Annotated in this window: 17 protein-coding genes; 10 read left to right on the top strand and 7 right to left on the bottom strand. The window is 68.8% G+C overall.

Annotated elements, in window-relative coordinates:
• Nucleotides 1–979: 979 nt before the first annotated feature.
• Complete coding sequence (locus ACZ7KI_RS00315; RefSeq protein ID WP_470271077.1) at nt 980–2,206, bottom strand: hypothetical protein; 1,227 nt, start codon at nt 2,204–2,206, stop codon at nt 980–982.
• A 132-nt stretch (nt 2,207–2,338) separates the two neighbouring features.
• Nucleotides 2,339–5,290, bottom strand: a complete 2,952-nt coding sequence (locus ACZ7KI_RS00310) for an AfsR/SARP family transcriptional regulator (RefSeq protein ID WP_470271076.1) — start codon at nt 5,288–5,290, stop codon at nt 2,339–2,341.
• 142 nt (nt 5,291–5,432) lie between these two features.
• Between ACZ7KI_RS00310 and ACZ7KI_RS00305 the strand changes: the two genes are divergently transcribed.
• Nucleotides 5,433–6,089: a hypothetical protein gene (locus ACZ7KI_RS00305; RefSeq protein ID WP_470271075.1), complete on the top strand. Its 657-nt coding sequence runs from the start codon at nt 5,433–5,435 to the stop codon at nt 6,087–6,089.
• Between the two features lie 43 nt (nt 6,090–6,132).
• Complete coding sequence (locus tag ACZ7KI_RS00300) at nt 6,133–7,704, top strand: alkaline phosphatase D family protein (RefSeq protein ID WP_470271074.1); 1,572 nt, start codon at nt 6,133–6,135, stop codon at nt 7,702–7,704.
• On the opposite strand, the gene ACZ7KI_RS00295 is transcribed toward ACZ7KI_RS00300, so the two are convergent.
• A complete protein-coding gene (locus ACZ7KI_RS00295; protein ID WP_470271073.1) occupies nt 7,701–8,705 on the bottom strand; it encodes a winged helix-turn-helix domain-containing protein in 1,005 nt (334 codons plus the stop codon). The two genes, ACZ7KI_RS00300 and ACZ7KI_RS00295, sit on opposite strands and share 4 nt — an antisense overlap.
• Nucleotides 8,706–8,759: 54 nt before the next feature.
• The gene (locus ACZ7KI_RS00290; RefSeq protein ID WP_470271072.1) at nt 8,760–9,938 is read right to left on the bottom strand and encodes a glycoside hydrolase family 88/105 protein; all 1,179 of its coding nucleotides are present in this window, start codon (nt 9,936–9,938) and stop codon (nt 8,760–8,762) included.
• A 274-nt stretch (nt 9,939–10,212) separates the two neighbouring features.
• On the opposite strand from ACZ7KI_RS00290, the gene folP reads away from it, so the two are divergent.
• Complete coding sequence (gene folP, locus ACZ7KI_RS00285) at nt 10,213–11,079, top strand: dihydropteroate synthase (protein WP_470271071.1); 867 nt, start codon at nt 10,213–10,215, stop codon at nt 11,077–11,079.
• A 3-nt stretch (nt 11,080–11,082) separates the two neighbouring features.
• Here folP and ACZ7KI_RS00280 read toward each other — a convergent pair whose 3' ends face one another.
• Nucleotides 11,083–12,606: a sensor histidine kinase gene (locus ACZ7KI_RS00280; RefSeq protein ID WP_470271429.1), complete on the bottom strand. Its 1,524-nt coding sequence runs from the start codon at nt 12,604–12,606 to the stop codon at nt 11,083–11,085.
• Between the two features lie 231 nt (nt 12,607–12,837).
• Between ACZ7KI_RS00280 and ACZ7KI_RS00275 the strand changes: the two genes are divergently transcribed.
• The 4 genes from ACZ7KI_RS00275 (at nt 12,838) to ACZ7KI_RS00260 (ending at nt 16,600) form a co-directional block, all read left to right on the top strand.
• Nucleotides 12,838–13,899, top strand: a complete 1,062-nt coding sequence (locus ACZ7KI_RS00275; RefSeq protein WP_470271070.1) for an ABC transporter substrate-binding protein — start codon at nt 12,838–12,840, stop codon at nt 13,897–13,899.
• Nucleotides 13,900–13,915: 16 nt separating this feature from the next.
• The gene (locus tag ACZ7KI_RS00270; protein ID WP_470271069.1) at nt 13,916–14,698 is read left to right on the top strand and encodes an ABC transporter ATP-binding protein; all 783 of its coding nucleotides are present in this window, start codon (nt 13,916–13,918) and stop codon (nt 14,696–14,698) included.
• The gene (locus tag ACZ7KI_RS00265; protein WP_470271068.1) at nt 14,685–15,578 is read left to right on the top strand and encodes an ABC transporter permease; all 894 of its coding nucleotides are present in this window, start codon (nt 14,685–14,687) and stop codon (nt 15,576–15,578) included. Before ACZ7KI_RS00270 ends, ACZ7KI_RS00265 begins: the two co-directional genes overlap by 14 nt.
• 86 nt (nt 15,579–15,664) lie before the next feature.
• Complete coding sequence (locus ACZ7KI_RS00260; RefSeq protein ID WP_470271067.1) at nt 15,665–16,600, top strand: acyl-ACP desaturase; 936 nt, start codon at nt 15,665–15,667, stop codon at nt 16,598–16,600.
• A 78-nt stretch (nt 16,601–16,678) separates the two neighbouring features.
• Here ACZ7KI_RS00260 and ACZ7KI_RS00255 read toward each other — a convergent pair whose 3' ends face one another.
• Nucleotides 16,679–18,334 carry a DEAD/DEAH box helicase gene (locus ACZ7KI_RS00255; protein ID WP_470271066.1) on the bottom strand — a complete coding sequence of 552 codons (1,656 nt, stop codon included), beginning with the start codon at nt 18,332–18,334 and terminating at the stop codon, nt 16,679–16,681.
• Nucleotides 18,335–18,610: 276 nt separating this feature from the next.
• Between ACZ7KI_RS00255 and ACZ7KI_RS00250 the strand changes: the two genes are divergently transcribed.
• Nucleotides 18,611–19,936 carry a serine hydrolase domain-containing protein gene (locus ACZ7KI_RS00250; protein WP_470271065.1) on the top strand — a complete coding sequence of 442 codons (1,326 nt, stop codon included), beginning with the start codon at nt 18,611–18,613 and terminating at the stop codon, nt 19,934–19,936.
• Between the two features lie 24 nt (nt 19,937–19,960).
• Nucleotides 19,961–21,691, top strand: coding sequence for an acyl-CoA dehydrogenase (locus ACZ7KI_RS00245; RefSeq protein WP_470271064.1), 1,731 nt, complete (start codon nt 19,961–19,963; stop codon nt 21,689–21,691).
• Nucleotides 21,692–21,757: 66 nt separating this feature from the next.
• Here ACZ7KI_RS00245 and ACZ7KI_RS00240 read toward each other — a convergent pair whose 3' ends face one another.
• Nucleotides 21,758–24,133 (bottom strand): Tex family protein, encoded by a 2,376-nt coding sequence (locus ACZ7KI_RS00240; RefSeq protein ID WP_470271063.1) that lies wholly within the window; start codon nt 24,131–24,133, stop codon nt 21,758–21,760.
• A gap of 161 nt (nt 24,134–24,294) precedes the next feature.
• Between ACZ7KI_RS00240 and ACZ7KI_RS00235 the strand changes: the two genes are divergently transcribed.
• On the top strand, nt 24,295–25,800 hold the full coding sequence (locus ACZ7KI_RS00235; RefSeq protein ID WP_470271062.1) for a chitinase: 1,506 nt from the start codon (nt 24,295–24,297) through the stop codon (nt 25,798–25,800).
• The last annotated feature ends 57 nt before the right edge of the window (nt 25,801–25,857 follow it).

Raw genomic sequence — 25,857 nt, 5'->3', positions numbered from 1 at the left:
CACGGGAGTTTCGCACGACGGCCGAGCGCTTGTGAAGACCATTCATGGTTGTGAATAAAGGCGCCGTTCAGTGGGACGGATCTGGCTGATTCGGCGTCGTTAGGCATGTGCCGTGAAGGCCTCCTTCCCTACTCTCACGGGCAGGGGCTCGGCAAAGTCGCAGAGTTGCCGGTCGGCACTGTTCTCAGTGGTCCGGATGTGACATCGCTGGCGCCGGGTTCCTGGCAGGTCCCTGATCCTCTGTTGATCAAACTTCGCAACCGGCGTGACGTCGGCCTGCGCCCCGACGTAGAGGTGCCCGACCTGCAAAACCCGACTTTGCCGGGACCCTGACGTTCAAGGTAGGGAAGGAGGCCTTCGCGACACGCGAGCTTTGGGGTTGGCGCCCAGGGCGCGGCTGGGTGTCCGCGTGCATGAAGGAATTGGGACGTTGAGTGTCCAGCTTCCTTCATGGACGAACCCGGGACGACCCGGTCGCCATGCCGTGAAGGCCTCCTTCCCTCGGCTCAGCCGAGGAAACTCGACCTTCCCAGTACATGAAGGCCCCCTTCCCTGCGTCAGGCGCCAATGCCAGGAGCTCAAGGCCGGCGGGGCGGTCGCGTGTCGGACATGTTCGCCCAGGTCGGGTAGCCCGGCTCCAGTACGTACCGTCCGTTCGGGCAGCGACTGTTCGCCCACGAAGGTCGATGGTGTCGATGGTCCGTGAAGGCCTCCTTGAGGGACTCAGAGTCCCTCAAGGAGGCCTTCACGGACTTGATAACACGGGCAAAGGGTGATCAATCGGACGAATCGGCTCTCGATGAATCCTTTATGGACAGTTGGAGAGCCTCAGGAACCGTCGCTTAAGTTCCTGGCATTGGCGCCAGGCGCAAGCAAGGAGGCCTTCATGTACTTCAACTCCCAGTACCGGCCACGAAGCACCGGAAAAGGGCGAAGGCCCGGCACAATGGGGGTGCGCCGGGCCTTCGCGTTCAGGGGGTCACGCGCACTTGGGCGCGACGGGCAGGTCCGATCCGGTCTGGAGGTAGGTGTCGGAGATGTAGTGCCCCGGGCCGATCCGGTCCCAGATGTTGCTGGTGCCGAATTTGCCGGTGACGGTCTCACCCTCGACGTAGCATTCGATGTTGACCTTCGCGTAGTTCGCCGCGAGGCCCTTGACGGCCGCCGTGGTGCTCGCCGAAGCCCGCACGTTCATCGGGTCGCCCGCGGTGCTGACGACACCGGTCGGGCCGGAGCCGGTCCACAGGTAGGAGACGTTGACCCAGCCGTTGTCGGTCATCTTCAGGCCGTCCCAGAAGGTGCCGTCCGCGAGGTCGATGCCTGCCGGGTTGGCGGGCTTGCGGCCGAACTCGTCCTTGCCGCCGTTGTAGCCGTCCTGGTACGCGGCCTGTGCTTCGGGCTTGCCCTGCGGCAGGTCCTTCCACATCTGGCGGGTGGCCGACGGGTTCCAGTAGTCGTCCTTGGTGTTCCACGGGCCGACGTCCCACACCGGCGCGTACTCGCAGCGGCTGTTGTCGGTGCGGCAGATGCGGACGGTGTAGTTGCCGGTGTTCTTGGGCGCCAGGCCGCGGCCGGAGGGCAGCGCGACGAAGTGGTCGCGGGACTTGATCACGTGGCCGTTGGCGGTGGTTTCCCCGGTGAGGCCTTCGCGGGTGCCGAACACCTTGTAGGTCAGCGGGGCGGCGGCCGCGCCGATCGCGTTCGTCTGCGGGCCGAGTTCGCCCTGGAGCGTGATGTCGCTGACCTTCGCGGTCAGGCCGTCGTTCACGGTGCGCAGGCCGACGCGGACCTGGACGGTGGAGACCGAAGTGGACAGCTGCGCGCCACCATCCTCGGTGGGAGTCCATTCGGTCCAGTCGTTCGAGTTCAGTTTTCCGCGGACGTCGACCTCGACGGCCGTGCCCTTCGGCGCGTCGGCGGTCACCTGCGCGGTGACGCGGTTCACCGGCTTCCCGAGCTTCTGCTCGGCCAGCAGCAGGTAACCCTGGCTGCCGATGGAGCCGGGTTTTCTGTGCCAGGCTGCGTTTTCCAGGCTGAGCACGCCACCATCGCTGCGGACGTTGACGTCGTCGCCGTCCACAGTGGACAGGTCGGCGCGCCAGCTTCCTTCTGGCGCGGCGTTCGCGGGGTTGGCGGCCAGCGCGGTGACCGCCCCCATGGCCAGCACGGCCGCCATCACACGGCGGGCCTTCACGGTCCGGACCATTCCGGTCTCCCTTCGAGCACTCTCGGTTGCTACGAAGGGAGCTTCGCCGGGGCCTGTACACGATCGATACAAACGCAATTCGGCACCTGGTCGCGCTGCGTACTCGCGCGTCCAAGTGCCGAATTTGTTGCGTCAGGCGCTCGCGGAATCGTCGTAAGAGGCTTCCGCCGATTCCTGGAGCCGTGAAGCGAGCGCGGACTCCTGTGGCCGCGCCGAGAGTTCCCGCCACAACGCGAGCGCGCGTTCCGAGTACGTCCGAGACCGCTCCGGCTGGCTCAATGCCTCGTGCAGTTCCCCGAGCAACTGTGACACCTCGGCCTCGGACCGGCGGTCCCCGTTGCGCCGGTGCACGCTCAGCGAATTGACCAGCAGCAGTTGCGCGTGGGCCAGATCCCCGCTGTGCAGATACAGTTCGCCGAGGTTCTGGTTCGCGTAACCGACGCAATGGTCGTCGCCGAGTTCGTTGAAGATCGCGATGGCCCGGTCGACCCGCTCGCGTGCCCCGGCGAGGTTTCCTTGATGCTGCCGCAACATCGCGAGCCGTTTGAGCGCGTGTGCCTCCCGATGCCGGTCGCCGATGTCCGCGGCCTGGTCGAGTGCCTCGGTGAACCAGCGTTCCGCGTCGGCGAACCGGCGCCGCGCCAGCCACACCGCGCCGATCGCGATCCGTGCGACGGCCTCGCCGTGCGGATCACCGGCCGCCGAGAACTGGTCGAGTGCCGCGTGACAGTGCTCCAGCGCGATGGCGACGTCGCCCTTGATCCGCAGCACGGTGCCGAGCCCGGCCAGCGCGATCGCCACGCCCCGCGCGTCGCCGATCTTGTCGAACAGCAGTTGCGACTGCTCGAACGCGACCAGCGCTTCGGCGTAACTGTCCTGGTACAGCTGGATTTGGCCGAGGTTGCGCTGGATGATCGCCTCGCCTCGGACCTCGCCGGACCGGCGGGCCGCCGCCAGCGCCACGGCGTGCGTGTGCAGCCAGTCGTCCTGGTGCCCGCGCTGGTCGAAGTACGGCGCGAGCGCGGCGGCGAGCCGCCAGGCGAGCGCGTCGAAACCGAGTTCGGCGGCCAGCGAGACGGCGGCGACGCAGGTGTGCCGCTCGGCGGCGAACCACGCGGCCGGGTCCTCGACCAGCCTCGCGGTGCCCGGCGGGAGAGCAGGCTGGGCGGCGGTGTCGTCCCGGTAGAGCCCGAAGAAATGGATCGGCATCCGGTCCGCGGCTTCGACCGCGAGAGCGAGATACCCCTCCAGCACGCGTTTGGTGGCGTCGCGCGCCTTCGCCGGGACGTCCTGCGCGCGCAGTTCGACGGCGTAACACCGCAACAGGTCGTGCAGGCGATAGCGCGGCTCACCGGTGCCGTCCGAGCCGGCGAGTTCGACCAGGTGGGCGTCCACCAGCACGTCGAGGACGTCGTCGGCGTGGTCCCGGCCGAGCAGGGCCGCCACCGCCCAAGCGGGGAACTGGACCGAGCCGAGCCCGCCGAGGCCGCGGAACGCCGTCGCCGCCGACATCGGCAGGAGGTCGTAGCTGAGCGTGACACTGGCACGGACGGCCAGATCACCGACGCGGAGTTCGTCGAGTCTTCGTCTCTCGTCCCGCAGCCTGTCCGCCAGTACGCGCAGTGTCCAGCCGGGCCGGTGGGTCAGCTTCGCCCCGGCGACCCGGATCGCCAGCGGCAGGTACCCGCACTGGCGCAGGATCGCGGCCGCGCACTCCGGTTCGGCGGCCACCCTGTCCCGGCCCACGATGCCTTCGAGCAGCTCCTCGGCCTCGGCCTCGGGCAGGAGATCGACGTCGACCGAGGTGGCCCCGGCCAGATCCGGCATGCGCACCCGGCTGGTGATCAGCACCGCGCAGGTGCCCGCGCCGGGCAGGAGCGGCCGGACCTGCGCCGCGCTGCCCGCGTCGTCGAGGACGACGCACATCCGCGTACTCGCCAGCCGGGACCGCAGCAGTGCCGCGCGTTCGGGAAGCTCACGCGGCAGGCCCGCGTCGGGGACACCCAGGGCGCGGAGCAACTCGGCGAGCACGGTCATCGGCGGCCGGGGCGAGGACGACGTCCCGGCGAGGTCGACGTGCAACTGGCCGTCCGGGAAGACCTCCCGCACCGCGTGCGCGACCCGGATCGCGACCGCGGACTTGCCGACCCCCGGCGCTCCCGAAAGCACCACGATCGCCGGTTTTCCCTGTTCCCGCCGGTGGCGGAAGAGCTCGACGAGGTCGCCGACCACCGCCTCGCGGCCGGTGAAGTCCGGCAGGTCCAGCGGTAGCTGGCAGACCGGCGCCATCGACCGGGGAAGGGGGACGGCCACGGTCTCCGCGGCCGCGGACGGCGCCACGACCAGCGAAGCCCGCACTTCCCGCAACCGTGGTCCCGGCTCGGTGCCGAGTTCCTCGGCCAGCACTTTCTCGGCCATTTCGTAGGCCTCGATCGCGTCGGTCGTACGGCCGTCGGCCCGGAGCGCGACGATCAGCTGCTGCCAGAGTTCTTCGCGCAGCGGATGCTCGGTGACCAGCCCGCGCAGTTCGGCGACGGCTTCGGCGGTACGGCCGAGTTCGATCCTCGCCCGCAGCCGTTGTTCCTGGACCGTGAGCCGCGATTCCGTCAGCCGGGCCACCGTCGCGCCCCAGCCGTGGTCGTGGGGCAGCCCTTCGAGGACTTCGCCGCGCCACAGCGCTTCGGCTTGATCCAGCAGGCCGAGCGCGGTTTCGGCCTCTCCCCGGCCGAGCGCGTCCTGTGCCAGAGCGGTCAGTTCGCCGAACCTGATGTGGTCGATCTCCCCAGGTGAAGCTTTCAGGATATATCCGGACGCCCGGCTGCCGATCCGGTCCCCGAGTCCGGGATCGTGATCGGCGAGGCGTTTGCGGAGTGAATGGACGTAGGTGCGGATGTTCGCCGCCGCCGAACGGGGAGCCGAAGAAGGCCACAGGACCTCGATCAGCAGTTCGGTGGAGACGACGACATTGGGTTGGAGAAGCAGCGCGGCGAGCAGCAGACGCGGTTTGGGGCCGCCGAGCGGCACCACCTGCCCGTCCACCGCCACTTCGAGCGGACCGAGAACGCGAAACCCGAGAATAGTCACCTAAACCGCCAATACGGCAGGAGCCCCATTCCGCCGATCGTATTGCCGTACCGCCATGGTTGGCTAGATCCATTCGCATGCATGTGCAGACAGTCGTTCGGGTTTGTACGGGATGTGTACGACTCCGGTCGACGCTGCGGTCATGAAGCGTTCAAGTATCCGGCGGCTCGCCGGTTTCTTCCTCGTACTCGCGACGGCGGGTGCCTTCGGCCTCGCCGGCGCGACCCCCGCGCTGGCCGCGGGGACCGGGACCGTGAAGACGGCGGGTGATCCGCTGAACGTGCGCCGCGCGCCGAACACGGCCTCGACCGCGGTCCGCACGGTGGCCAACGGTGCCACGGTGACAATCGACTGCCAGACGATCGGGACCTCGGTCACCGGTCCGCTCGGCACGACGACGTTGTGGGACTACGTTCCCGCGCTCGGTGGTTACATTTCGGACGGATATGTCTACACCGGCTCGGATCAGCGGATCGCGCCCGACTGCGGGGTCGGTTCCGGCAGCGCCGAATGTTCCACCGGTGCCTGTGCCGGTGAAGGGCAGTTCCGTTCATCGGATGCTCATTTCCTCGTTTACGACCAGGACGCCGACGGCAAGTCCGCCGTGGTCGCCTACTGGACGAAGGGCGGCGCCGGCCCGTTCTACGTCTGGGCCTCCGGTGGTAACGGCACCCACGTCGACAAGGCCGTTCCGGTCGCGAAGGGTTCGTGGGTCTATTACAAGGTCTGCGTCGCCAACGCCGCCGCGAATCCGGTCCTCGAGGCCTGCAGTGGCGGCATCACCGATTACGCCGCGTGAAATCCCTCCCCGTTCTTTCCCCACTTCGAAAGGTTGAATACTCATGGGTCAGGTGAACCGGCGGGCGGTACTCCTCGGTGGAGCCGCGGCGGTTTCGGCGGCGGCGTTGTCGTCGACGTTGCCTTCGTGGGCGAACGCGAGAACGATGGCGGCGGCGCCCGCCATCCACGATCCGTTCCAGCTCGGTGTCGCGTCGGGTGACCCGCTGCCGGACAGCGTCGTGCTGTGGACGCGGCTCGCGCCCGCCCCGTTGAACCCCGACGGTTTCGGCGGGATGCCGGACGCTTCGTACACAGTGGACTGGGAGATCGCGAACGACGAGGCGTTCTCGTCGATCGTCCAGAGCGGCAACGCGACCGCTGCCCGCGCCTCGGGGCACAGCGTGCACATCGAGCCGGTCGGCCTCGCGCCGGGACGCGAGTACTTCTACCGCTTCAAGACCAGCGGGTACATCTCACCGGTCGGCCGGACGCGGACGGCGCCCGCCGCCGGTGCTGCCGTCAATCAGCTGAAGTACTGCTTCTCCTCCTGTCAGCACTGGGAGGAGGGCTGGTACCACTCGTACAAGGGAATGCTCGCCGACAACCCGGAGCTGGTGCTGTTCCTCGGCGACTACATGTACGAGAAGAAGTCCGGGCGCGCCGCCGCCGAACTGAATCCGCGCAGGCTCGCCTTCTCCGAGGACGTGACGACGCTGGCGCAGTACCGCGCCCGGCACGCGCAGCACAAGACCGACGCCGACCTGCAGAAGGCGCACGCGATGGCGCCGTGGATCGTGGTCTTCGACGACCACGAGGTGATGAACAACTGGAACGGCACCACCGCCCCCGCGACCGCCGAGCGGAAGGCCAACGGATTCCAGGCGTTCTACGAGAACATGCCGATCCGGTCCACCGCCAAGCCGAGTGGTTCGACCATCCGCCTGTACCGGCAGTTCTCCTGGGGCAACCTCGCCCGGTTCCACATGCTCGACACCCGGCAGTACCGCAACGCGCAGGTACCCGACCCCTCCGGCGACGCGGGGCCCGCGTGCACCGACATGCGGTCGACGTCCCGCAGCATTCTGGGCACGACGCAGGAGGCGTGGCTGCTGAAGGCGCTGGAGACGGCCCCGGCGAAGTGGGACTTCCTCGGCCAGCAGGTCTTCTTCGCCACCCGTGACGGCGACGGCAACAAGGCGACCTGTGAGAGCCCCGACTCCTGGCAGGGTTACGAGGTTTCCCGCGACCGGATCGCGAAGGGCATCGTGGACCGCAAGGTGCCGAACCCGATCGTGCTGACCGGTGACGTCCACCGGCACTGGGCCGCGGATCTGCGTCGCGACTACTTCAACCACAGCGACCCGGTGTTCGGTTCGGAACTGGTGACGACGTCGGTGACGAGCAACAGCGACACCGCGAGTGATCCGTCGTCGACGTGGCTGTCGAACAACCCGCACATCAAGTACTGCCGCGGAAAGCGCGGCTACGTCCGGGTGACGGCTTCGCAGGCGCAGATGCGGGCGGATTTCATGACGGTTTCCGACACCGCCGAGTACGACTTCTCGAAGGTGACCTTGGCCGCGGACCGCAGCTATGTCGTCGAGGCGGGAAAGCCGGGCCTGCAGCGGGTTTAGGCCAGCAGATCCACCAGTGCGTCACCGCGGGGCGTCCGGACCACCAGGACGACCTGGCCCTCGCGGTGGCGCTGGATCAGGCCCGCCGAGACGAGCTGCTCGCAGTGGTAGGTGGCGGTGCTCGCGGCGCAGGAAAGCAGATTCGCGATCTCGCCCATCCGCGCGGGCTTTCCCAAGTGCCGCAACAGTTTCGCGCGGTGGGCGCCGACGACGAGGTCGAGTCCCTCCGCTACGGGGGGTGTTTCGAGCCTGCCGTTCTCGAGCAGGCCGTCCAGCCCGGGGAGGGGGTAGCCGATCCAGATGGCGTCCTCCTCGTCGAAGTTGGACACCACCGACCGGCAGCCCGCGAGCATCGGGACGAGGATCAGCCGTCGGCCGCGGGTGGTGTACCGCGCCGGTTCGGCGTCGGGCAGCAGCAGCGACCCGTTGCTGAACCGGAAATGAGGCCGCAGCAGGCCGAGCACCGCGTCGGTCCCGCCGCGGACGGAGGCGACGCCGATCCGTTCGATCTCACGATCGAGCAGGGGACGGGCCTTGGTCCAGAGGTTTTCGGTCGCCACCCTGGTCGCGGTGAAGGCGTCCGCGAGCGAGGCGACCCAGCGTCTCGGATGGTCGGCCGCCTGCCGCCACTGCGCGGGCAACCGGTCGCCGAAGACCTCTTCGAGGCCTTTCAAAACATCGGTTTCCGGCAATTCGCGCAGCATTTCCGCCTGGCAGGCGGCGGAAGCGTCCTCGGTGGGACTGACCGGCACGATGAAATCCGGCTGCACGGAGCTGCCGCGGCGGGCGAGCGCGCTCGCCGCGCGGTACCCCTGCTCCGGGATCGCCGAGCCCACCTGGCGGCGCCAGGGGGCGGGCAGGCCGCGGTCGTACCCGCCGACGACCTCGACGAGCATCGAAACCAGCGAGACATGCGGGGAAACCGTCACCGTGACCGGGATCCTGCTGGTGTCACCGAGTTCGAGCCGGGTATAAGAGGCCTGGGGTGGCTTCTCGCGCATCCGGTCGTCCCTCCTGGGAGTGGGCGTCGCAGCACGCGATGTTAGCGCCTCCAGTCAATAGCCGACACCGCCTGAGAAAGCGAGTTGCTCATTCATGATGAGAAACGCGCCGAGACCGTGGAAATCGTTGATATTGCGCTTACGGGCGTAGTAATACGCCGTGTCGCCGACATTCGTGCCCTCGGAGATGTTCTTGATTTCGGTCAGCCCGTCGGAGCCGGTCGAAACCTGGGAGAGGACGCCGGTGTAGCCCTTCGCGGCGATCGGTCCGTACTCCGTGCCGACGTATCCGCGTTCCACCGCCCTGGAGAGCAGGAACGTGTACATCGCCGATGCCGAGGTCTCCAGCCAGTTGTCCTTGTCGCCGCCGCGGTCGACGATCTGGAACCAGCGGCCCGAAGCCCGGTCCTGCCACCGGGTGTAGCCGGCTGCGAGGAACTTGACGACGTCGACGAGCCGCCGCCGTCGTGGGTGGTCGCGGGGAAGGATCTCGAGGAGGTCGATCGACGTCATCCCGAGCCAGCCGATCGCGCGGGCCCAGTGGTACTTCGAATGCCGCCCGGCGCCCGAGGCCCACGGTTCCGAACCGTCCTCGTCGTAGGCGTGGTAGAGCAGGCCCTTGGTGGGCTCCTTGAGGTGGTCGAAGTAGACGGTGACGTTCTTCGCGGCCTCTTCGTAGCAGTAGCCGCGATCGCCGAAGGTCTTGCCGTACAAGGCGAGGAACGGCTGCGCCATGTACACGCCGTCCGCCCACAACTGACCGGTCTTGCTCGTGGCGTGGAACATCCCACCGTCGGACGTCCGGGGATAGGACGGGAACCGGCGGTGGAGCTGTTCCGCCGCGGTCTTGTACTTCACCTGCCCGGTTTCGTTGTACAGCAAGGGGAACATCTGCCCGGAGCGCATCGCGTCCAGATTGGTGAACTCGTTGGTTATCCCGGTTTCGGTGACGAACCGGTTGTACCAGGCGAGGATGTAGTCGAGGTAGCGTCTCTCGCCGGTGCGCTTGTACACCAGGTACTGGCCGTAGAGGTACAGGCCGCGCGTGTAGCCCCAGCCGCCGAGGGTGGCCGGGGTGTAGCGCTCCATCGTCGAGTCGACGACCGCCCTTGACCAGTCCAGCGGAGCCGCGGTGGCCACACCGGGCAGGGCGAGCGCGCCGAGCGCGCCCGCGGTTCCGGCCAGCACCGTACGCCGCGAAAGCCGTGCCGCGCGAAGAGGATCTGGGGACATTCGTGGCCCTTCCTGCGCCGGGGACACCGGGGGAGTGGGTGGCCGGGATGCCGATCCGCCGTCCGTCGGCATCCCGACCAGCTCTGGCGGCGACCAGGTCGCCGGGCTGAACTTTCCTTGTGGGACAACAACTACTCGCCGTCTCGACGGCAAGTCAAGAGAGATCCGATCTCTTGTTTCATATATCAGATACAGCCACTCGAATGGCCGCTCCCGGTGTCCGGGACCGTCCCGGTGGGCGGCACCGGCCGGTGCTCTCGCCTACGATCGAGGCGTGAACGAGCTGACCTTCCGCGGGCGCCGCGTCACCAGGGACCGCGCCCTGGTCATGGCGATCGTCAACCGCACCCCGGATTCCTTCTACGACAAGGGAGCGACCTTCTCCGACCCGGCCGCGCTCGCCGCCGTCGCGCGGGCGGTGGAGGAGGGGGCGGACATCGTCGACATCGGCGGCGTGAAGGCGGGCCCCGGTGCTGAGGTGGACGTCGAAGAAGAGATCCGACGGGTGGTGCCGTTCGTCGAGCGGATCCGGGAGCTGCATCCGGATCTGGTGATCAGCGTCGACACCTGGCGGCACGAGGTGGGCAGGCGCTCGGCCGAAGCGGGCGCGGACCTGATCAACGACACCTGGGCGGGCGCCGATCCGCGGCTGGCCGAGGTGGCGGCGGAGTTCGGCACCGGTTACGTCTGCTCGCACACCGGCAACGCCGTCCCGCGTACCCGTCCGTTCCGGGTGCGCTACCCGGACGTCGTCGCGGATGTCGTCGCGGAGACCGCGGCGCACGCCGAAGCGGTCGTCGCACTCGGTGTCCCGCGCGAGGGTGTGCTGATCGACCCGACCCACGACTTCGGCAAGAACACGTGGCACAGTCTCGCGCTGCTGCGGCACGCACGGGAACTGGCCGACACCGGCTGGCCGGTGCTGATGGCACTGTCCAATAAGGACTTCGTCGGGGAGACGCTCGGCGTGGAACTCGCGGAGCGGGTCGACGGGACCCTCGCCGCGACGGCCTGGGCGGTGGCCGAGGGGGCGAAGGTGTTCCGGGTGCACGAGGTGAAGCGCACCCGGCAGGTGCTGGAGATGATCGCGTCGATCCAGGGGGTGCGGCCGCCCGCGCGCGCGATCCGCGGCCTGGCCTGATCCTCAGGAGCCGTCCAACGGGATCACGGCCGAAACCGTGCTCCCGGAACCGGGTTCGCCGAGGACGGTGAGCTCGCCGCCGAGCGCGCGGACGCGGTCGCGGAGACCGTGCAGCCCGGAACCGCCGCCGAGGTCGGCCGCACCGGTGCCGTCGTCGTGGACGTCCACCCGCAGCCCGTCCCGCTCGACGCCGATCCGCACGCGGACCTCGCCGGCCTGCGCGTGCTTCAAGGCGTTGGTGACCGCTTCGGAGACGACGAAGTACGCCGTCGCCTCGACGGCGCCGCTGAGCCGGGGCACGTCGGCCCCGGCGAGGTCGACCGCGAGCGGGATCCGGTCCAGCAGCGATCGGACGGCGGGGATCAGCCCGGCCTCGGTGAGGATCGCGGGATGCAGCCCGCGCGCGAGTTCGCGTAGTTCGGTGACGGTGGCCTGCAGTTCGTCGATGGTGTTCCTCAGCAGCTTCGCGACGGCGGGGCTCAGCTCGTCGCCGAGCCGCCGTTCCGCCATTCTCAGCAGCAGCACGACACTCACCAGCCGCTGCTGCGCGCCGTCGTGCAGGTCCCGTTCGACACGTCTCCGCTCGTCGTGGGCGGCGGCCACGATGCGGGCCCGCGAGGCCTGGACCTCGACGAGCCGCTCCTCCAGTTCCGCGGCGAGACGCTGGTTGTCCAGCACCAGCCCGGCCGCGGCGTTCAGCGCGTCGATCGACCGGGTGTCCTTCCACACCTCGTCGTCCTGCACGAGCGCGGCCAGCCCGGAGCCGTCGCGTTCCAGCAGGAGCCGGATCATCTCCGCGTTGCCGACCCGCGCCCGCAGCACCCCGATCAGGAACGCCAGCGGCCACAGGCAGAACGAGATCCGGTAGACGTCGAGCAAGGGATCGGAGACGGGATGCCCGGAGCCGAGCGCGCTGCCGACCGTCGTGCTGACCGCGCCGATCACGGCGATGGCGACGACCGGGGAGAGCAGGCGCCGCTGCGGCAGCCGCCCGGCGAGCCAGCGGTAGACCAGTACCACGACGACACCGCCGCCGATCAGCGCGCCGACCAGTTCCAGCAGCCGTTTGACCAGCTGTTCCGCCTCCGGGGAGGCCGCGACCGCGGCGAGGTTCCGCGGATCGTCGTTGACCAGCAGACCGAGTACCGCCGAGCCGAAGACCACACCGTAGGCGGAGAAGACGAGCGCGCGTTCCCCGCGGGACCGGAGTTTCCCGTGGGGGAAGACGAGCACCAGATGCGCGATCACCGGGCTGGACGCGGCGGACAGCGCGAGCCCGGCGGTGTGCGTGACGGCGTCTCCGGCGAACTGCAGGTCCTCGGCGAACAGCGCGAGCCCGGCCAGCGCGATGAGGAGCCCGGTGGGGTTCGACGGCCGTCGCACATGCGCGACGGCGCCGGCGAGCAGGAAAAGGAACCCGGTAGTCGTCGACAGGGTGGTGTCGAGCACGGTGTGCGTACCGTCGGCGATCTTGAGCGTCATCGCCAGCACGCCCAGCCCGAGGCCCGCGGTCAAGACGCCCGCCATCGCGACGGTCCGACGGTGAGTCACCACTAAGCGTGATTCGCCCGTTCGGCCTCGACCGTTACACCAGGAGGCCGCCCGCGGCGTCTTGACATATGGAACAACAGTTCCGTCTGGTGTCAAGGTTTCTCAGGATCTTTCCCGTCATTCGGATGGCGATGCAGGCAGGCGGGTGAACATGCGACTCTCGCGCCACCACCCGAGCAGCGTCGTACCCTCCGAAAGGCCACCCCCGTGCGCACCCACCACAGAGCCCGTCTGCTGGCCGCGGCCTTCGCCGCACTGACCTTGGCCGGCGGGATCGCGGGGTGTTCGCGCGCCGACAGCGGTACCGCCCCCGCCGAGCAGAAGAGCCAGGGCGCCGCGTCCGAAGTGCGGGTCGGGTACTTCCCGAACGTGACCCACGCGCCCGCGCTGATCGGGGTGAAGAAGGGATTCTTCGCCAAGGAACTGGGCTCGACGAAGCTCACACCCCAGACCTTCAACGCCGGACCCGAAGAGGTCAACGCGCTGCTGGGCGACTCGCTCGACATCGCCTTCATCGGCTCCGGTCCGGCGATCAACGCCTTCACCAAGTCCAAGGGCGCCATCCAGCTCGTCTCCGGTGCGGTCACCGGCGGCGCGCAGCTGGTGGTGAAGCCCGAGATCACCACGCCCGAGCAGCTTTCCGGCAAGAACATCGCGACGCCGTCGCTGGCGAACACCCAGGATGTCGCGCTGAAGAAGTTCGTCGCCGAGAAGAAGCTGCCCGACGTGAAGGTCACCAACCTCGACAACCCGAAGACGTTCGACGCGTTCAAGAAGGGCGAACTCGACGGCGGCTGGCTGCCGGAGCCGTGGTCGTCGCGGCTGGTGCTGGACGCCGGCGCGAAGGTACTGGTGGACGAGAAGAACCTGTGGCCGGAAGGCAAGTTCCCGACCACGGTCGTGATCGTCCGCAGCGAGTTCCTGCAGCAGCACCCGGAGACCGTCACCGCCATCCTCAAGGGTGAACTCGCCGCCATCGAATGGGCGAAGACCAACCCCGCCGAGGCGAAGACGGTGGTCAACGGGGAGCTCAAGGCGCTCGCGGGCAGCACACTGAGCGAGGCGGTTCTCGACCGCGCGTTCTCGGGTATCGAGCTCGGCATCGACCCGGTCGCGTCGACCTTCAGCCAGCTCGCGCAGGACTCGGTGACCGCCGGCGTGGTGAAGTCCGCGGTGGACCTCAAGGGGTTCGCCGATTTCGGCCCGCTCAACGCCGTGCTCTCCCAGCAGGGCAAGCCGGGCGTGAACGCGCCCGGGCTGACGAAGTGACCGAAGGGGATCAGCGATGACGACCACCTTGGAGCCCGGTCTGTCCACCGGCGTCGCCGTGCGCCTTGACGGTGTCCGGAAGGCGTTCGGCCCCACCGGCCGCGCCGTCGTGGCCCTCGACGGGATGGATCTGACCGTCGCCCCCGGCGAGTTCGTCTGCCTGCTGGGCGCCTCCGGTTGCGGCAAGAGCACCCTGCTGAACCTGGTCGCCGGCCTCGACCAGCCGACTTCCGGCTCGATCACCCTCGAGACCTCCCGTCCCGCGGTGATGTTCCAGGAGGCCGCGCTGATGCCGTGGCTGACCGCTGCCCGCAACGTGGAACTCCCGCTGCGGCTGGCCGGGTTCGGCCGGACCGAGCGTCGCGAGAAGGCGGCCGAACTGCTCGACCTCGTCCGCCTCGGCGGCGCGGGCGACAAGCGGCCGCACGAGCTGTCCGGCGGAATGCGCCAGCGGGTCGCGCTCGCCAGGGCGCTCGCCGCGACCCTGCGTGTCGGCGGTGACCCGGAGCAGTCGCTGCTGCTGATGGACGAGCCGTTCGCCGCGCTCGACGCCATCACCCGCGACGTCCTCCAGGGTGAACTGCTGCGGGTCTACCGCAGCACCGGCACGTCGGTGCTGTTCGTGACCCACGACGTCCGCGAGGCCGTCCGGCTCGGCCAGCGTGTCGTGCTGCTCTCGTCGCGGCCGGGCCGCGTGGTGCGCGAATGGCGCGACGTCCAGGCCTCCGACGCCGAAGAGCTGACGCTGGAGATCACCGGTCACCTCCGGGAGGTGATCAGTACCCATGCCGCGGCTTGACCGCCCCGAAATCGCGGCGGAAGAGGCGGACGAGGCCGTCGGCGCGGGGCTCGACTCGCTCGACACCCCCGCCGGGGAACACCGGGAAAGCCGGGGGAAGCGGTTCCTGCGCGGCTTCGTGCCGCCAGTGGTCTTCCTGATCCTGCTGGTCGCGCTGTGGCAAGCCCTGTGGGCCGCCGCGTTCTGGCCCGAGTCGATGCTGCCCTCGCCGCTCGCGGTCTGGGACGAACTCGCCGGTATCACCACCGACGGCGAGATCTTCGAGTTCGTCTGGACGTCGGTGCACCGTGCCGCGCTGGGATTCCTGGTCGGCGTGCTCATCGGAACCCCGCTCGGCCTGCTGGTGGCGAAGGTCCGGCTGGTCCGCGCGGCCGTCGGGCCGTTCCTGACCGGGCTGCAAAGCCTTCCGTCGGTGGCCTGGGTGCCCGCCGCGATCCTGTGGTTCGGACTGAACGACGCGTCGATCTACTTCGTCGTCCTGCTGGGCTCGGTGCCGTCGATCGCGAACGGTCTCGTCGCGGGCATCGACCAGATCCCGCCGATCCTGCCGCGGGTCGGCCAGGTGATGGGCGCGGGCAGGCTCTCCTCCGCCCGGCACATCCTGCTGCCCGCCGCGTTGCCCGGTTTCCTGGCCGGCCTCAAGCAGGGCTGGGCGTTCTCCTGGCGTTCGCTGATGGCCGCCGAACTGATCGCGCTGTCGCCTGCCCTCGGCAAGGGGCTCGGCGCGTACCTGAACGAGGGCTCGTCGTTCAACAGCATGGAAGGCGTGATCTCGGCGATCTTCCTGATCCTGCTGGTCGGCGTCGGCATCGAACTGATCGTGTTCCGGCCGCTGGAGCGGTCGGTCCTGCGGGCACGAGGGCTGACCGCTTCGCTTTAGTTCATCTCCGGGACCTCGCCTACCTACGACACCGTAAGTTACGGTGTCGTAGGTAGGCGTTTTTCGTACCCAGAAAGGACGAACGCATGACCACGGTCCCCGACAGCACCCGGCTGATGCTCGAGCTCGAGGGGACGGTCGAGGAGAACCTCAACCGGCATCTCTCGGTCGCCAAGGAATGGATGCCGCACGAGTACGTGCCCTGGAGCGAGGGGAAGAACTTCGCCGAACTGGGCGGCGAGCCGTGGGATCCCGAGCAGTCGCGGGTGTCGCCGATCGCGCGGACCTCGCTGGAGGTCAACCTCCTCACCGAGGACAACCTGCCGAGCTACCACCGCGAGATCGAGCGGGCCTTCGGACGCGACGGCGCCTGGGGCACCTGGGTACATCGCTGGACCGCGGAGGAGGGCAGGCACGGCATCTGCATCCGTGACTACCTGCTGGTGACGCGCGCGGTGGACCCGGTCGAGCTGGAGCGGGCCCGGATGCAGACGATGCAGGCCGGCTACGACAGCGGGGACAAGGCGCTGCTGAACGTCTTCGCGTACGTGTCGTTCCAGGAGCTGGCGACGCGGATTTCGCACCGCAACACCGGGCGGTACACGCAGGATCCGCTGTGCGAGAAGCTGCTCTCCCGGGTCGCGATGGACGAGAACCTGCACATGGTCTTCTACCGGAATCTGGTGCAGGCGTCGCTGGAACTCACCCCCGACGCGATGATGCGCGCGATCACCGACGAGGTCGTCCAGTTCCAGATGCCGGGTGCGGTGATCCCGAGCTTCGTGCGAAAGGCCGCGCTGATCGCGAAGGCGGGCATCTACGACCTGCGGATCCACCACGACGAGGTGATCTGGCCGTTGCTGCGGCAGTGGAAGATCTTCGAGCTGGAAGGGCTCGGCGAGGTGGGGGAGAAGGCCAGGGACGAACTCGACCAGTTCCTGAAGGCCCTCGACACCCAGGCGTCGCGGTTCGAGGAGCGGCGGGCGGCCGCCGAAGCCCGCGCCGCCGCCCAACTCACGTGATCAGACGGAGAACTCCGTGTTCTCCATCCAATCACGTGAGTTCTCCGCCGAATCACGCGTGACGGCCGTCAGAGTGAGCTAGCGGGAGCGGCGGGCCCCGGCGCGGGTACCCGAGGAGAACGCGGCGGCACCACCACGGCGGGCCGGAGCGCCACCGGAGCCGTTGCGGGACTGGGACTGGGACTGGGACTTGGCGGCACCGGCACCGGAACCGCGGCGCGGCTGGGACTCCGCCGCGCCACGACGAGCCTGGCCGCCCTTGGGCGCGCCTTCGCGACGGCCGGTGGTCTCGGCCGCGCGACGGCCCTGACCGGTGGGCGCGCCACCGCGGCGGTCGCCCTCCGCCCGGGGCTGACGTGAACGGCCTTCCGACGAGCTACCGCGACGGCCGCCGGAAGCACCCCGGCCACCGGCGGACGGGCCACGGCCACGGCCTGCCCGGTTACCGCGGCCACGGCTTGGCGCGCGGTCCTCTTCCTCGTCGCCCTTGCCGAGGATGGCCTCGCCGCTGGCGGAGACCTTCTTCGGCCGGGTGTCCACGATCGGCCGCCGCGGTGACGCGGTGAACGAACGCTCGCCGGGAGCCAGTTCGGCCAGCAGCGGGTGGCCGGGGCCGAGTTGCGTCGTGGTCGGCTTGATGCCCGCCTTGCGGGTGAGGTCGCGGACGTCGCCGACCTGCGCGTCGGTCATCAGCGTGACGACGGTGCCGGACGCCCCGGCCCGCGCGGTCCGGCCGGACCGGTGCAGGTACGCCTTGTGCTCGACCGGCGGGTCGGCGTGGATGACCAGCGTGACGTCGTCGACGTGGATACCGCGGGCGGCGATGTCGGTCGCGACCAGCGTCTTCGCCGCGCCGGAGGAGAACGCCTCCAGGTTGCGCGTCCGCGCGGTCTGGCCGAGGTTGCCGTGCAGTTCGACCGCCGGCACGCCGGAGGCCATGAGCTTGCGCGTCAGCTGCTTGGCGCGGTGCTTCGTCCGGGTGAACACCAAGGTGCGGCCCGGCGCCGCGGTGAGGTCGATCAGCACCGGCAGCCGGTGGACCTCCTCCAGGTGCAGCACGTGGTGCTGCATGGTCGAGACCGGCGACTGCGCCGAGTCGACGCTGTGCGTGACCGGGTCGTGCATGAAGCGCTTGACCAGCACGTCGACGCCGGCGTCGAGGGTCGCGGAGAACAGCAGCCGCTGGCCGCGCTCCGGGGTCTCGGCCATGATGCGCCGGACGTCGGGCAGGAAGCCGAGGTCGGCCATGTGGTCGGCCTCGTCCAGCACGGTGATCTCGATGTTGTCGAGTTTCACCTCGCCGGAACGCATGTGGTCGGCGAGCCTGCCGGGGCAGGCGACGACGATGTCGACGCCGTCACGCAGCCGGGTGATCTGCGGGTTGGGGCTGACCCCGCCGAAGATGGTGGTGACCTTGAGGCCGAGCGGCTTGGCCAGCGGAACGAACGAAGCCTCGATCTGGGTGGCCAGTTCACGGGTCGGCGCCAGCACCAGCGCGCGCGGACGGCCGGGGCGGCGCCGGGTCGGGCCGGCGGCGAGCCGGGCCAGGACGGGCAGCACGAAGCCGTAGGTCTTGCCGGAGCCGGTGCGGCCGCGGCCGAGGACGTCCCGGCCGGCCAGCGAATGCGGCAGCGTGGCGGCCTGGATCGGGAACGGGCTGGTGACGCCCTGCTCGGCGAGCGAGTCCACGAGGGTCTTGGGCAGGCCGAGTTCGGTGAAAGTAGGTGTGCTCATAAGCGTGTGGGCACAGGTGCGCCCTGGTATCTCCGTACGGATAGGAAGGGTTGTCCTGCCCGGCGCAGACCTCGGGGGGCCGCGGCGCGTGGTCTTCGACAACGAAACGCGGCCCGAGGCAGAACTGAGCGGACCGCGTTGTCCAGTGTACCCGGTCCTGATCTCCCGGACTACGTGATATCGCCCGCACCGGTCCGGCGATGTTCGTGCGTTCGGACGAGCCGGGTGCGGCGCCGCGGTGAAAGCCTGGCCTGACCGTACGAAAGGGGACACCGGGTGTCGAACGTTCAGGATCTGCGAGGCGTGCTCGACGAGTGGGCGCGAGAGGCGGGTGTCCCAGGCGCCGCGGTGGGGGTGAGGCACCGGGGCGAGGAGGCGGTGTTCGCCACCGGAGTGTCCAGTGTGGACACTGGTCTTCCGGTCGATCCCGGCACCCTGTTCATGATCGGCTCCACCAGCAAGACCTTCGCCGCGGCCGCCGTCATGGCCTTGGTCGAGGACGGTCTGCTGGACCTGGACACGACTGTCGCCGACTGTCTTCCCGATCTCCCGCTGGCGGATCCGGTCGCGCGAAAGACGGTGACCCTCCGGCATCTGCTCACCCACTCCGCCGGGTTCCTCGGTGACGTCGACTTCACCACCGGCTGGGGTGACGACGCGCTCGCCCTCGCGATCGCGAAGTTCGGCGACCTGCCGCAGAACTTCCCGCCCGGTGAGGTGTTCTCCTACTGCAACGCCGGGTTCCAGCTGGCAGGCCGGGTCGTCGAGGTGGTGTCGGGCGAGGTCTTCGAGGACGTGGTCCGCACCCGGTTGCTCGAACCGCTCGCCATGACCGAGTCGTTTTACCTGCCGTGGGAGGTGCTCACTCGCCGTCACGCCGTTGGCCATGCCGGAGGAGCCGTCGCCCACACCGTTGGCCTGACCCGCGCGGACAGCGCGAGCGGCGGCCTGTGGTCCACGGCGGGTGACCAGCTGAAATGGGCCCGGTTCTTCCTGACCGGCGAGGCCGAGGGCAAGCCGCCGCTCAGTGCCGCGTCCCGCGACCTCCTGCGCGCACCGCAGCGCAAGGCCGCCCTGCGTTTCGAGGAGGTCGGCCTGAGCTGGCTGCACACGAGCCACGGCGACGCGCGCCTGGTCAGGCACGGCGGGAACGTGAGCAACCTGCAGCTGTCGGATTTCGTGACCCTGCCCGAGGAGGACTTCGCCGTGACCGTGCTGACCAACAGCGCGGGTGGGTCGGCGCTGGGCGCGAAGATCGTCGACTGGTGTCTGGAGAAGCTGGTCGGGTTGCCTGCGCTCGCGAGCCCGCCGCCGGTGCCTCAGCCGGACATCGCCGAGTACCTCGGCCGCTACCAGACCGGCGACCTGGCGTTCGTGGTGAGCGACCGTGACGGCGCGCTGCAGGCCCGGATGGTCGCCGACGTCGAGGGCTTCCCGTCGCCGCCGCCGTTCGAGGCCGTGTTCGTCGGTGACGACGCGATCGCCCCGGCGGCGGACACGCGTAAGCCCACCGCGCGTTTCCTGCGGAATGAGCACGGGGAGGTGACTTCGGTCGAGTTCGGTGGCCGGACGGCGAAGCGGCGCGCTACGGTTACCGGGTAGTAACTTCGGCGACCAGGAGTGACGATGAGCGAAAAGGCGACCGCGTTGTTGCTGAACCCGGGTGGGTACGACCCACGGCAGTTCGACCCGGAGACGCGTCGCCTGCTGCGTGCCACGATCGAGTGGTTCGAACAGCGAGGCAAGCGCAAGCTCGTCGAGGACTACCACGAACGGACCTTCTACGCGGACTTCATCGAGTTCGCGGGCAAGGAAGGCCTGTTCTCCACGTTCCTCACCCCCGGCGCCAACGCCGAGGGGAACCCGGACAAGCGCTGGGACACCGCGCGCGTCGCCGCGCTGTCGGAAATCCTCGGCTTCTATGGGCTGAACTACTGGTACCCCTGGCAGGTCACGATCCTGGGCCTCGGCCCGGTGTGGCAGAGCGCGAACGAGGCCGCCCGCAAACGCGCGGCGGACTCGCTCGCGGCCGGTGGCGTCGCCGCGTTCGGACTGTCCGAAAAGGAGCATGGCGCCGACATCTACTCGTCGGACCTCGTGCTGACCCCGGACGGCGCGGGCGGTTACCGCGCGAACGGGTCGAAGTACTACATCGGCAACGGGAACTGCGCGCGGACCGTGTCGGTGTTCGGCCGCATCGACGGTGTCGAGGGCCCGGACCAGTACGTGTTCTTCTACGCGGACTCCGAGCACCCGAACTACCACGTGGTGAAGAACGTCGTGCCGTCCCAGATGTACGTCGCCGAGTTCAGGCTCGACGACTACCCGGTGTCCGAAGAGGACATTCTGCACGTCGGCGCCGAGGCCTTCTCCGCGGCGCTGAACACGGTCAACATCGGCAAGTTCAACCTGTGCTTCGGCGGCATCGGGATGTCGACGCACTCGCTGTACGAGGCGATCACGCACGCGCACAACCGGGTGCTCTACGGCAAGAAGGTCACGGATTTCCCGCACGTGCGCAGGGAATTCGTCGAGGCGTACGCGCGGCTCATCGCGATGAAGCTGTTCTCCGACCGCGCCGTGGACTACTTCCGCAGCGCGAACCCGGACGACCGCCGGTACCTGCTGTTCAACCCGATCACCAAGATGAAGGTGACCACCGAGGCGCAGAAGGTCATCGGTCTGGTCGCGGACGTGGTGGCGGCCAAGGGTTTCGAGGCCGACACCTACCTCGCGATGTCCAAGAACGACATCGACGGCCTGCCGAAACTGGAAGGCACGGTGGCGGTGAACCTCGCGCTGATCGCGAAGTTCGTGCCCGCCTACCTGTTCGCGCCGCAGGCCTACGAGCCGGTGCCGACGCGGTCCGACGCCGCCGACGACGAGTTCCTGTTCCGTCAGGGCCCGGCGCGGGGGCTTTCCAAGGTGCGGTTCCACGACTGGCGTGAGGCCTACGCCAAGGCGTCCGCGATCCCGAACGTCGCGCGGTTCACCGAGCAGGCCGAAGCGCTGGTGAAACTGTTCACCGACGCGGCACCGGACGAGGCCCAGCAGCAGGACATCGACTTCGGCCTCGCGCTGACCGAGCTGTTCACGCTGGTCGTCTACGGGCAGCTGGTGCTGGAGCAGGCCGAGATCACCGGCATCGAGACCGAGGTCGTCGACCAGATCTTCGCCATCCTGGTGCAGGACTTCAGCGCCACCGCGATCGAGCTGCACGGGAAGTCGTCCTCGACCGAGGCGCAGCAGGCACTCGCGCTGGCTTCGATCCGGAAGCCGGTCGTCGACGCGGCCCGCTTCGACCACGTCTGGTCCCTCGTCCGCGATCTCTCCGGCGCATACGCCATGAACCCCTAAAGATCCGTGAAGGCCTCCTTGAGGGACCCAGGGTCCCTCAAGGAGGCCTTCACGGACTTCCGAGCCTTACTTGCCGAAGCCGGCCTTCCGGAGCGCGTCCGCCATGGCGCCGCCACCGCCGGAGTTCCCGCCGCGGTCCCGGCCGCCGCGGTTGCCGCCGCCCTGACGCTGACCGCCGCCTTGGCGCTGACCGCCACCGCCCTGACCGCGGTCACGACCGCCGCCGCCCTGTTCGCGAGCAGGCTTGCCCGGCTCGTCGTCCAGCCGCAGCGTCAGCGAGATCCGCTTGCGCGGCACGTCGACTTCCAGGACCTTCACCTTGACGATGTCGCCCGGCTTCACGACCTCACGCGGGTCCTTGACGAAGTTCTTCGACAGCGCCGAGACGTGCGCGAGGCCGTCCTGGTGCACGCCGACGTCGATGAACGCGCCGAACGCGGCCACGTTCGTCACGACGCCTTCCAGCCGCATCCCCGGCTTGAGGTCGGAGAGCTTGTCGACCCCCTCGGCGAAGGTCGCGGTCTTGAACGCCGGACGCGGGTCGCGGCCCGGCTTTTCGAGTTCGGCGAGGATGTCGGTCACCGTCGGGAGGCCGAAGGTCTCGTCGACGAACTCCGTCGGCTTCAGCGCCTGCAGCGTCCGCGAGTTGCCGATCAGCGAGCGGATGTCCGTACCGGTCGAGGACAGGATCCGCCGCACCACCGGGTACGCCTCCGGGTGCACCGAGGACGAGTCGAGCGGGTCGTCGCCGTCCGGGATCCGGAGGAAGCCCGCGCACTGCTCGAAGGCCTTGGGGCCGAGCCGCGCGACCTCCTTCAGCCCGGAGCGGGTCTTGAACGGCCCGTTCGCGTCGCGGTGCGCCACGATGTTCTCCGCCAGCCCGGTCGTGATGCCGGAGACGCGGGTCAGCAGCGGCGCCGACGCGGTGTTGACGTCCACGCCGACCGCGTTCACGCAGTCTTCGACAACCGCGTCGAGTGAACGCGACAGCGAGACCTCCGACAGGTCGTGCTGGTACTGCCCGACACCGATCGACTTCGGGTCGATCTTCACCAGTTCGGCCAGCGGGTCCTGCAGCCGTCGCGCGATGGAGACCGCGCCGCGCAGCGACACGTCCATGCCCGGCAGTTCCTGCGAAGCGAACGCCGACGCCGAGTAGACCGACGCGCCCGCCTCGGAGACGACGGCCTTGGTCAGCTTCAGTTCCGGGTGCTTCTTGATCAGCTCACCGGCGAGCTTGTCGGTCTCACGCGACGCGGTGCCGTTGCCGATCGAGATCAGGTCCACCTTGTGCCGGGCGCACAGCGCCGCGAGCTCGGCGATGGACTGGTCCCATTTGTTCGCGGGCTGGTGCGGATAGATGACGTGGGTGTCGACGACCTTGCCGGTCGCGTCGACCACGGCGACCTTGACGCCGGTGCGGAAGCCCGGGTCGAGGCCCATCGTGGCGCGGGTGCCCGCCGGGGCGGCGAGCAGCAGGTCGCGCAGGTTCGCGGCGAAGACACGGACGGCGTCGTCCTCGGCCGACTGGCGCAGCCGCATCCGCAGGTCGATGCCCAGGTGCAGCAGGATCTTCGTGCGCCATGCCCAGCGGACGGTGTCGTTGAGCCACTTGTCGCCAGGACGGCCTTCGTTGGAGATGCCGAACTTGTGCGCGATGCGGGTCTCGTAGTCGGTCGGCCCGGTGCGCGGCTCTTCGGACGGCTCCTCGGACTCCATCGTGAGGTCGAGGATCTCCTCCTTCTCGCCGCGGAACATCGCGAGGATCCGGTGCGAGGGGAGTTTGGTGTACGGCTCGGAGAAGTCGAAGTAGTCGGAGAACTTCGCGCCCTCTTCGGCCTTGCCGTCGCGGACCTTCGAAGCCAGACGGCCCTGCGACCACATCTTCTCGCGCAGTTCGCCGATGAGGTCGGCGTCCTCGGCGAAGCGTTCGACCAGGATCGCGCGGGCGCCGTCGAGCGCGGCTTGCGCGTCCGCGACACCCTTGTCGGCGTCGACGAACACCGCGGCGGCGGCCTGCGGGTCGGTGTTCGGGTCGCTCAGCAGCCCGTCGGCGAGCGGCTCCAGCCCGGCCTCGCGGGCGATCATCGCCTTCGTGCGCCGCTTCGGCTTGAACGGCAGGTAGATGTCCTCGAGGCGGGACTTCGTGTCCGCCGCCATGATCGACGCTTCCAGCGCTTCGTCGAGCTTGCCCTGGCTGCGGATCGAATCCAGCACCGCGACCCGGCGCTCGTCGAGTTCCCGCAGGTAGCGCAGGCGTTCCTCGAGGGTGCGGAGCTGGCTGTCGTCCAGCATCCCGGTGACCTCTTTGCGGTACCGGGCGATGAACGGCACGGTCGATCCGCCGTCCAGCAGGTCGACGGCCGCCTTGACCTGCCCTTCGCGCACACCGAGTTCTTCGGCGATCTTCTGCTCGACTGTCTGCAGGCCCTGCACGCTCACTCCCACGCTCCTGAATCCGCCCTCGGGTGCTCTCGGACCCTGCATTCTGCCGCTCGTACCGAGCCGACTTTCGTATGGCCTCCCTTAACCGAACCCTTGACAGCCGTATTGGTCTAGTCCATTTTGATGTGGCCGACGTCACCCGTTCGTGGAGGCCACCTGTGAAAGTCAAGCCGAAACACGCGTTCCTCGCCCTGCTGTCGTCACTGGCCGTGTGCCTGGGGGTGACTTTCGCGGTGTCGGGCAGCGCCTCCGCCGCCAACATCCTGACCAACCCCGGCTTCGAACTCGGGACCACGAGCGGCTGGACCTGCTCCGGCGCGAACGCGGTGGTCAGCACCCCGGTCCACTCGGGAAGCCGCGCGCTCAGCGCCACCCCGGCCGGGCAGGACAACGCCCGCTGCTCGCAGAGCGTGCCGGTGAAGGCCAACACCGCGTACACGCTGTCGGCGTGGGTGCAGGGCAGCTACACCTACCTCGGCGTCACCGGAACCGGGACGGGTGACAAGAACACCTGGACCCCGGGTGGCGCGAGCTGGTCTCAGCTGTCGCTGACCTTCACCACTGGCGCGTCGACCACCAGCGTCGACATCTACCTGCACGGCTGGTACGGCCAGCCCGCCTACTTCGCGGACGACGTCAACCTCGACGGCCCCGGTGGCTCGCCGACCACGACGCCGACCACGCCGACGACGCCGACGACGTCGAACCCGCCCACCACGACGACGACCAGCAACCCGCCGACCACCACGACGACGAGCACTCCGCCGACCGGGAACCTGCCGAAGCACGTGATCACCGGGTACTGGCAGAACTTCTACAACGGCGCGAAGGCGCTCAAGCTCGCCGACGTCCCGACGAAGTACAACATCATCGCGGTGTCCTTCGCCGACGCGACGAGCACGCCGGGTGCGGTCACCTTCACCCTCGACTCGGGATTGTCGAGCCAGCTCGGCGGTTACACCGACGCGCAGTTCAAGGCCGACATCAAGACGGCGCAGGCACGCGGGCAGAAGGTCATCCTCTCCGTCGGCGGTGAGAAGGGCACGATCCGCGTCGACTCCTCGGCCGCGGCGACGAACTTCGCCAACAGCATGAAGTCGCTCATCGCGTCCTACGGCTTCGACGGCGTCGACATCGACCTCGAGAACGGCGTCAACGCGACCTACATGGCGCAGGCGCTGCGGGCCATCCACGCCGGCGGCGGCACGGTCATCACGATGGCGCCGCAGACGATCGACATGCAGAGCCCGGCTGCCGAGTACTTCAAGCTGGCGCTCAACGTCAAGGACATCCTGACGATCGTCAACATGCAGTACTACAACAGTGGCGCGATGCTCGGCTGCGATCAGAAGGTCTACTCGCAGGGCACGGTCGATTTCCTCACCGCGCTGGCCTGCATCCAGCTGCAGGGCGGCCTGCGGGCCGACCAGGTCGGGCTCGGTCTGCCCGCGTCGGGCTCGGCGGCCGGTGGTGGCTACCAGGCGCCTGGCAACACGGTCAACGCGTTGAACTGCCTGGCGAAGGGTACGAACTGCGGCTCGTTCAAGCCGTCGACGACGTACCCGACGATCCGCGGCGCGATGACCTGGTCGATCAACTGGGACGCCTCGCAGGGCTACGCGTGGTCGAACACCGTGAGCGCGGGCCTCTCGACCCTCCCGTGATGCGTTTCGTCCTCTGAATGCGGTGGTTCACGTTGCCAACTACCGCATGTAGAGGAC

This window comes from Amycolatopsis sp. NPDC039088, assembly GCF_055598845.1.
Note: the sequence above shows the minus strand (reverse complement) of the source record. Positions and strands in the feature narration are given on the sequence as shown.

Coding starts and splice junctions, on each gene's coding strand:
- ACZ7KI_RS00295 (WP_470271073.1), bottom strand. CDS start 8,705: ATGCGCGAGAAGCCACCCCAGGCCTCTTATACCCGGCTCGAACTCGGT.
- ACZ7KI_RS00305 (WP_470271075.1), top strand. CDS start 5,433: ATGAAGCGTTCAAGTATCCGGCGGCTCGCCGGTTTCTTCCTCGTACTC.
- ACZ7KI_RS00260 (WP_470271067.1), top strand. CDS start 15,665: ATGACCACGGTCCCCGACAGCACCCGGCTGATGCTCGAGCTCGAGGGG.
- ACZ7KI_RS00300 (WP_470271074.1), top strand. CDS start 6,133: ATGGGTCAGGTGAACCGGCGGGCGGTACTCCTCGGTGGAGCCGCGGCG.
- ACZ7KI_RS00270 (WP_470271069.1), top strand. CDS start 13,916: ATGACGACCACCTTGGAGCCCGGTCTGTCCACCGGCGTCGCCGTGCGC.
- ACZ7KI_RS00290 (WP_470271072.1), bottom strand. CDS start 9,938: ATGTCCCCAGATCCTCTTCGCGCGGCACGGCTTTCGCGGCGTACGGTG.
- ACZ7KI_RS00280 (WP_470271429.1), bottom strand. CDS start 12,606: ATGGCGGGCGTCTTGACCGCGGGCCTCGGGCTGGGCGTGCTGGCGATG.
- ACZ7KI_RS00255 (WP_470271066.1), bottom strand. CDS start 18,334: ATGAGCACACCTACTTTCACCGAACTCGGCCTGCCCAAGACCCTCGTG.
- ACZ7KI_RS00265 (WP_470271068.1), top strand. CDS start 14,685: ATGCCGCGGCTTGACCGCCCCGAAATCGCGGCGGAAGAGGCGGACGAG.
- ACZ7KI_RS00245 (WP_470271064.1), top strand. CDS start 19,961: ATGAGCGAAAAGGCGACCGCGTTGTTGCTGAACCCGGGTGGGTACGAC.
- ACZ7KI_RS00315 (WP_470271077.1), bottom strand. CDS start 2,206: ATGGTCCGGACCGTGAAGGCCCGCCGTGTGATGGCGGCCGTGCTGGCC.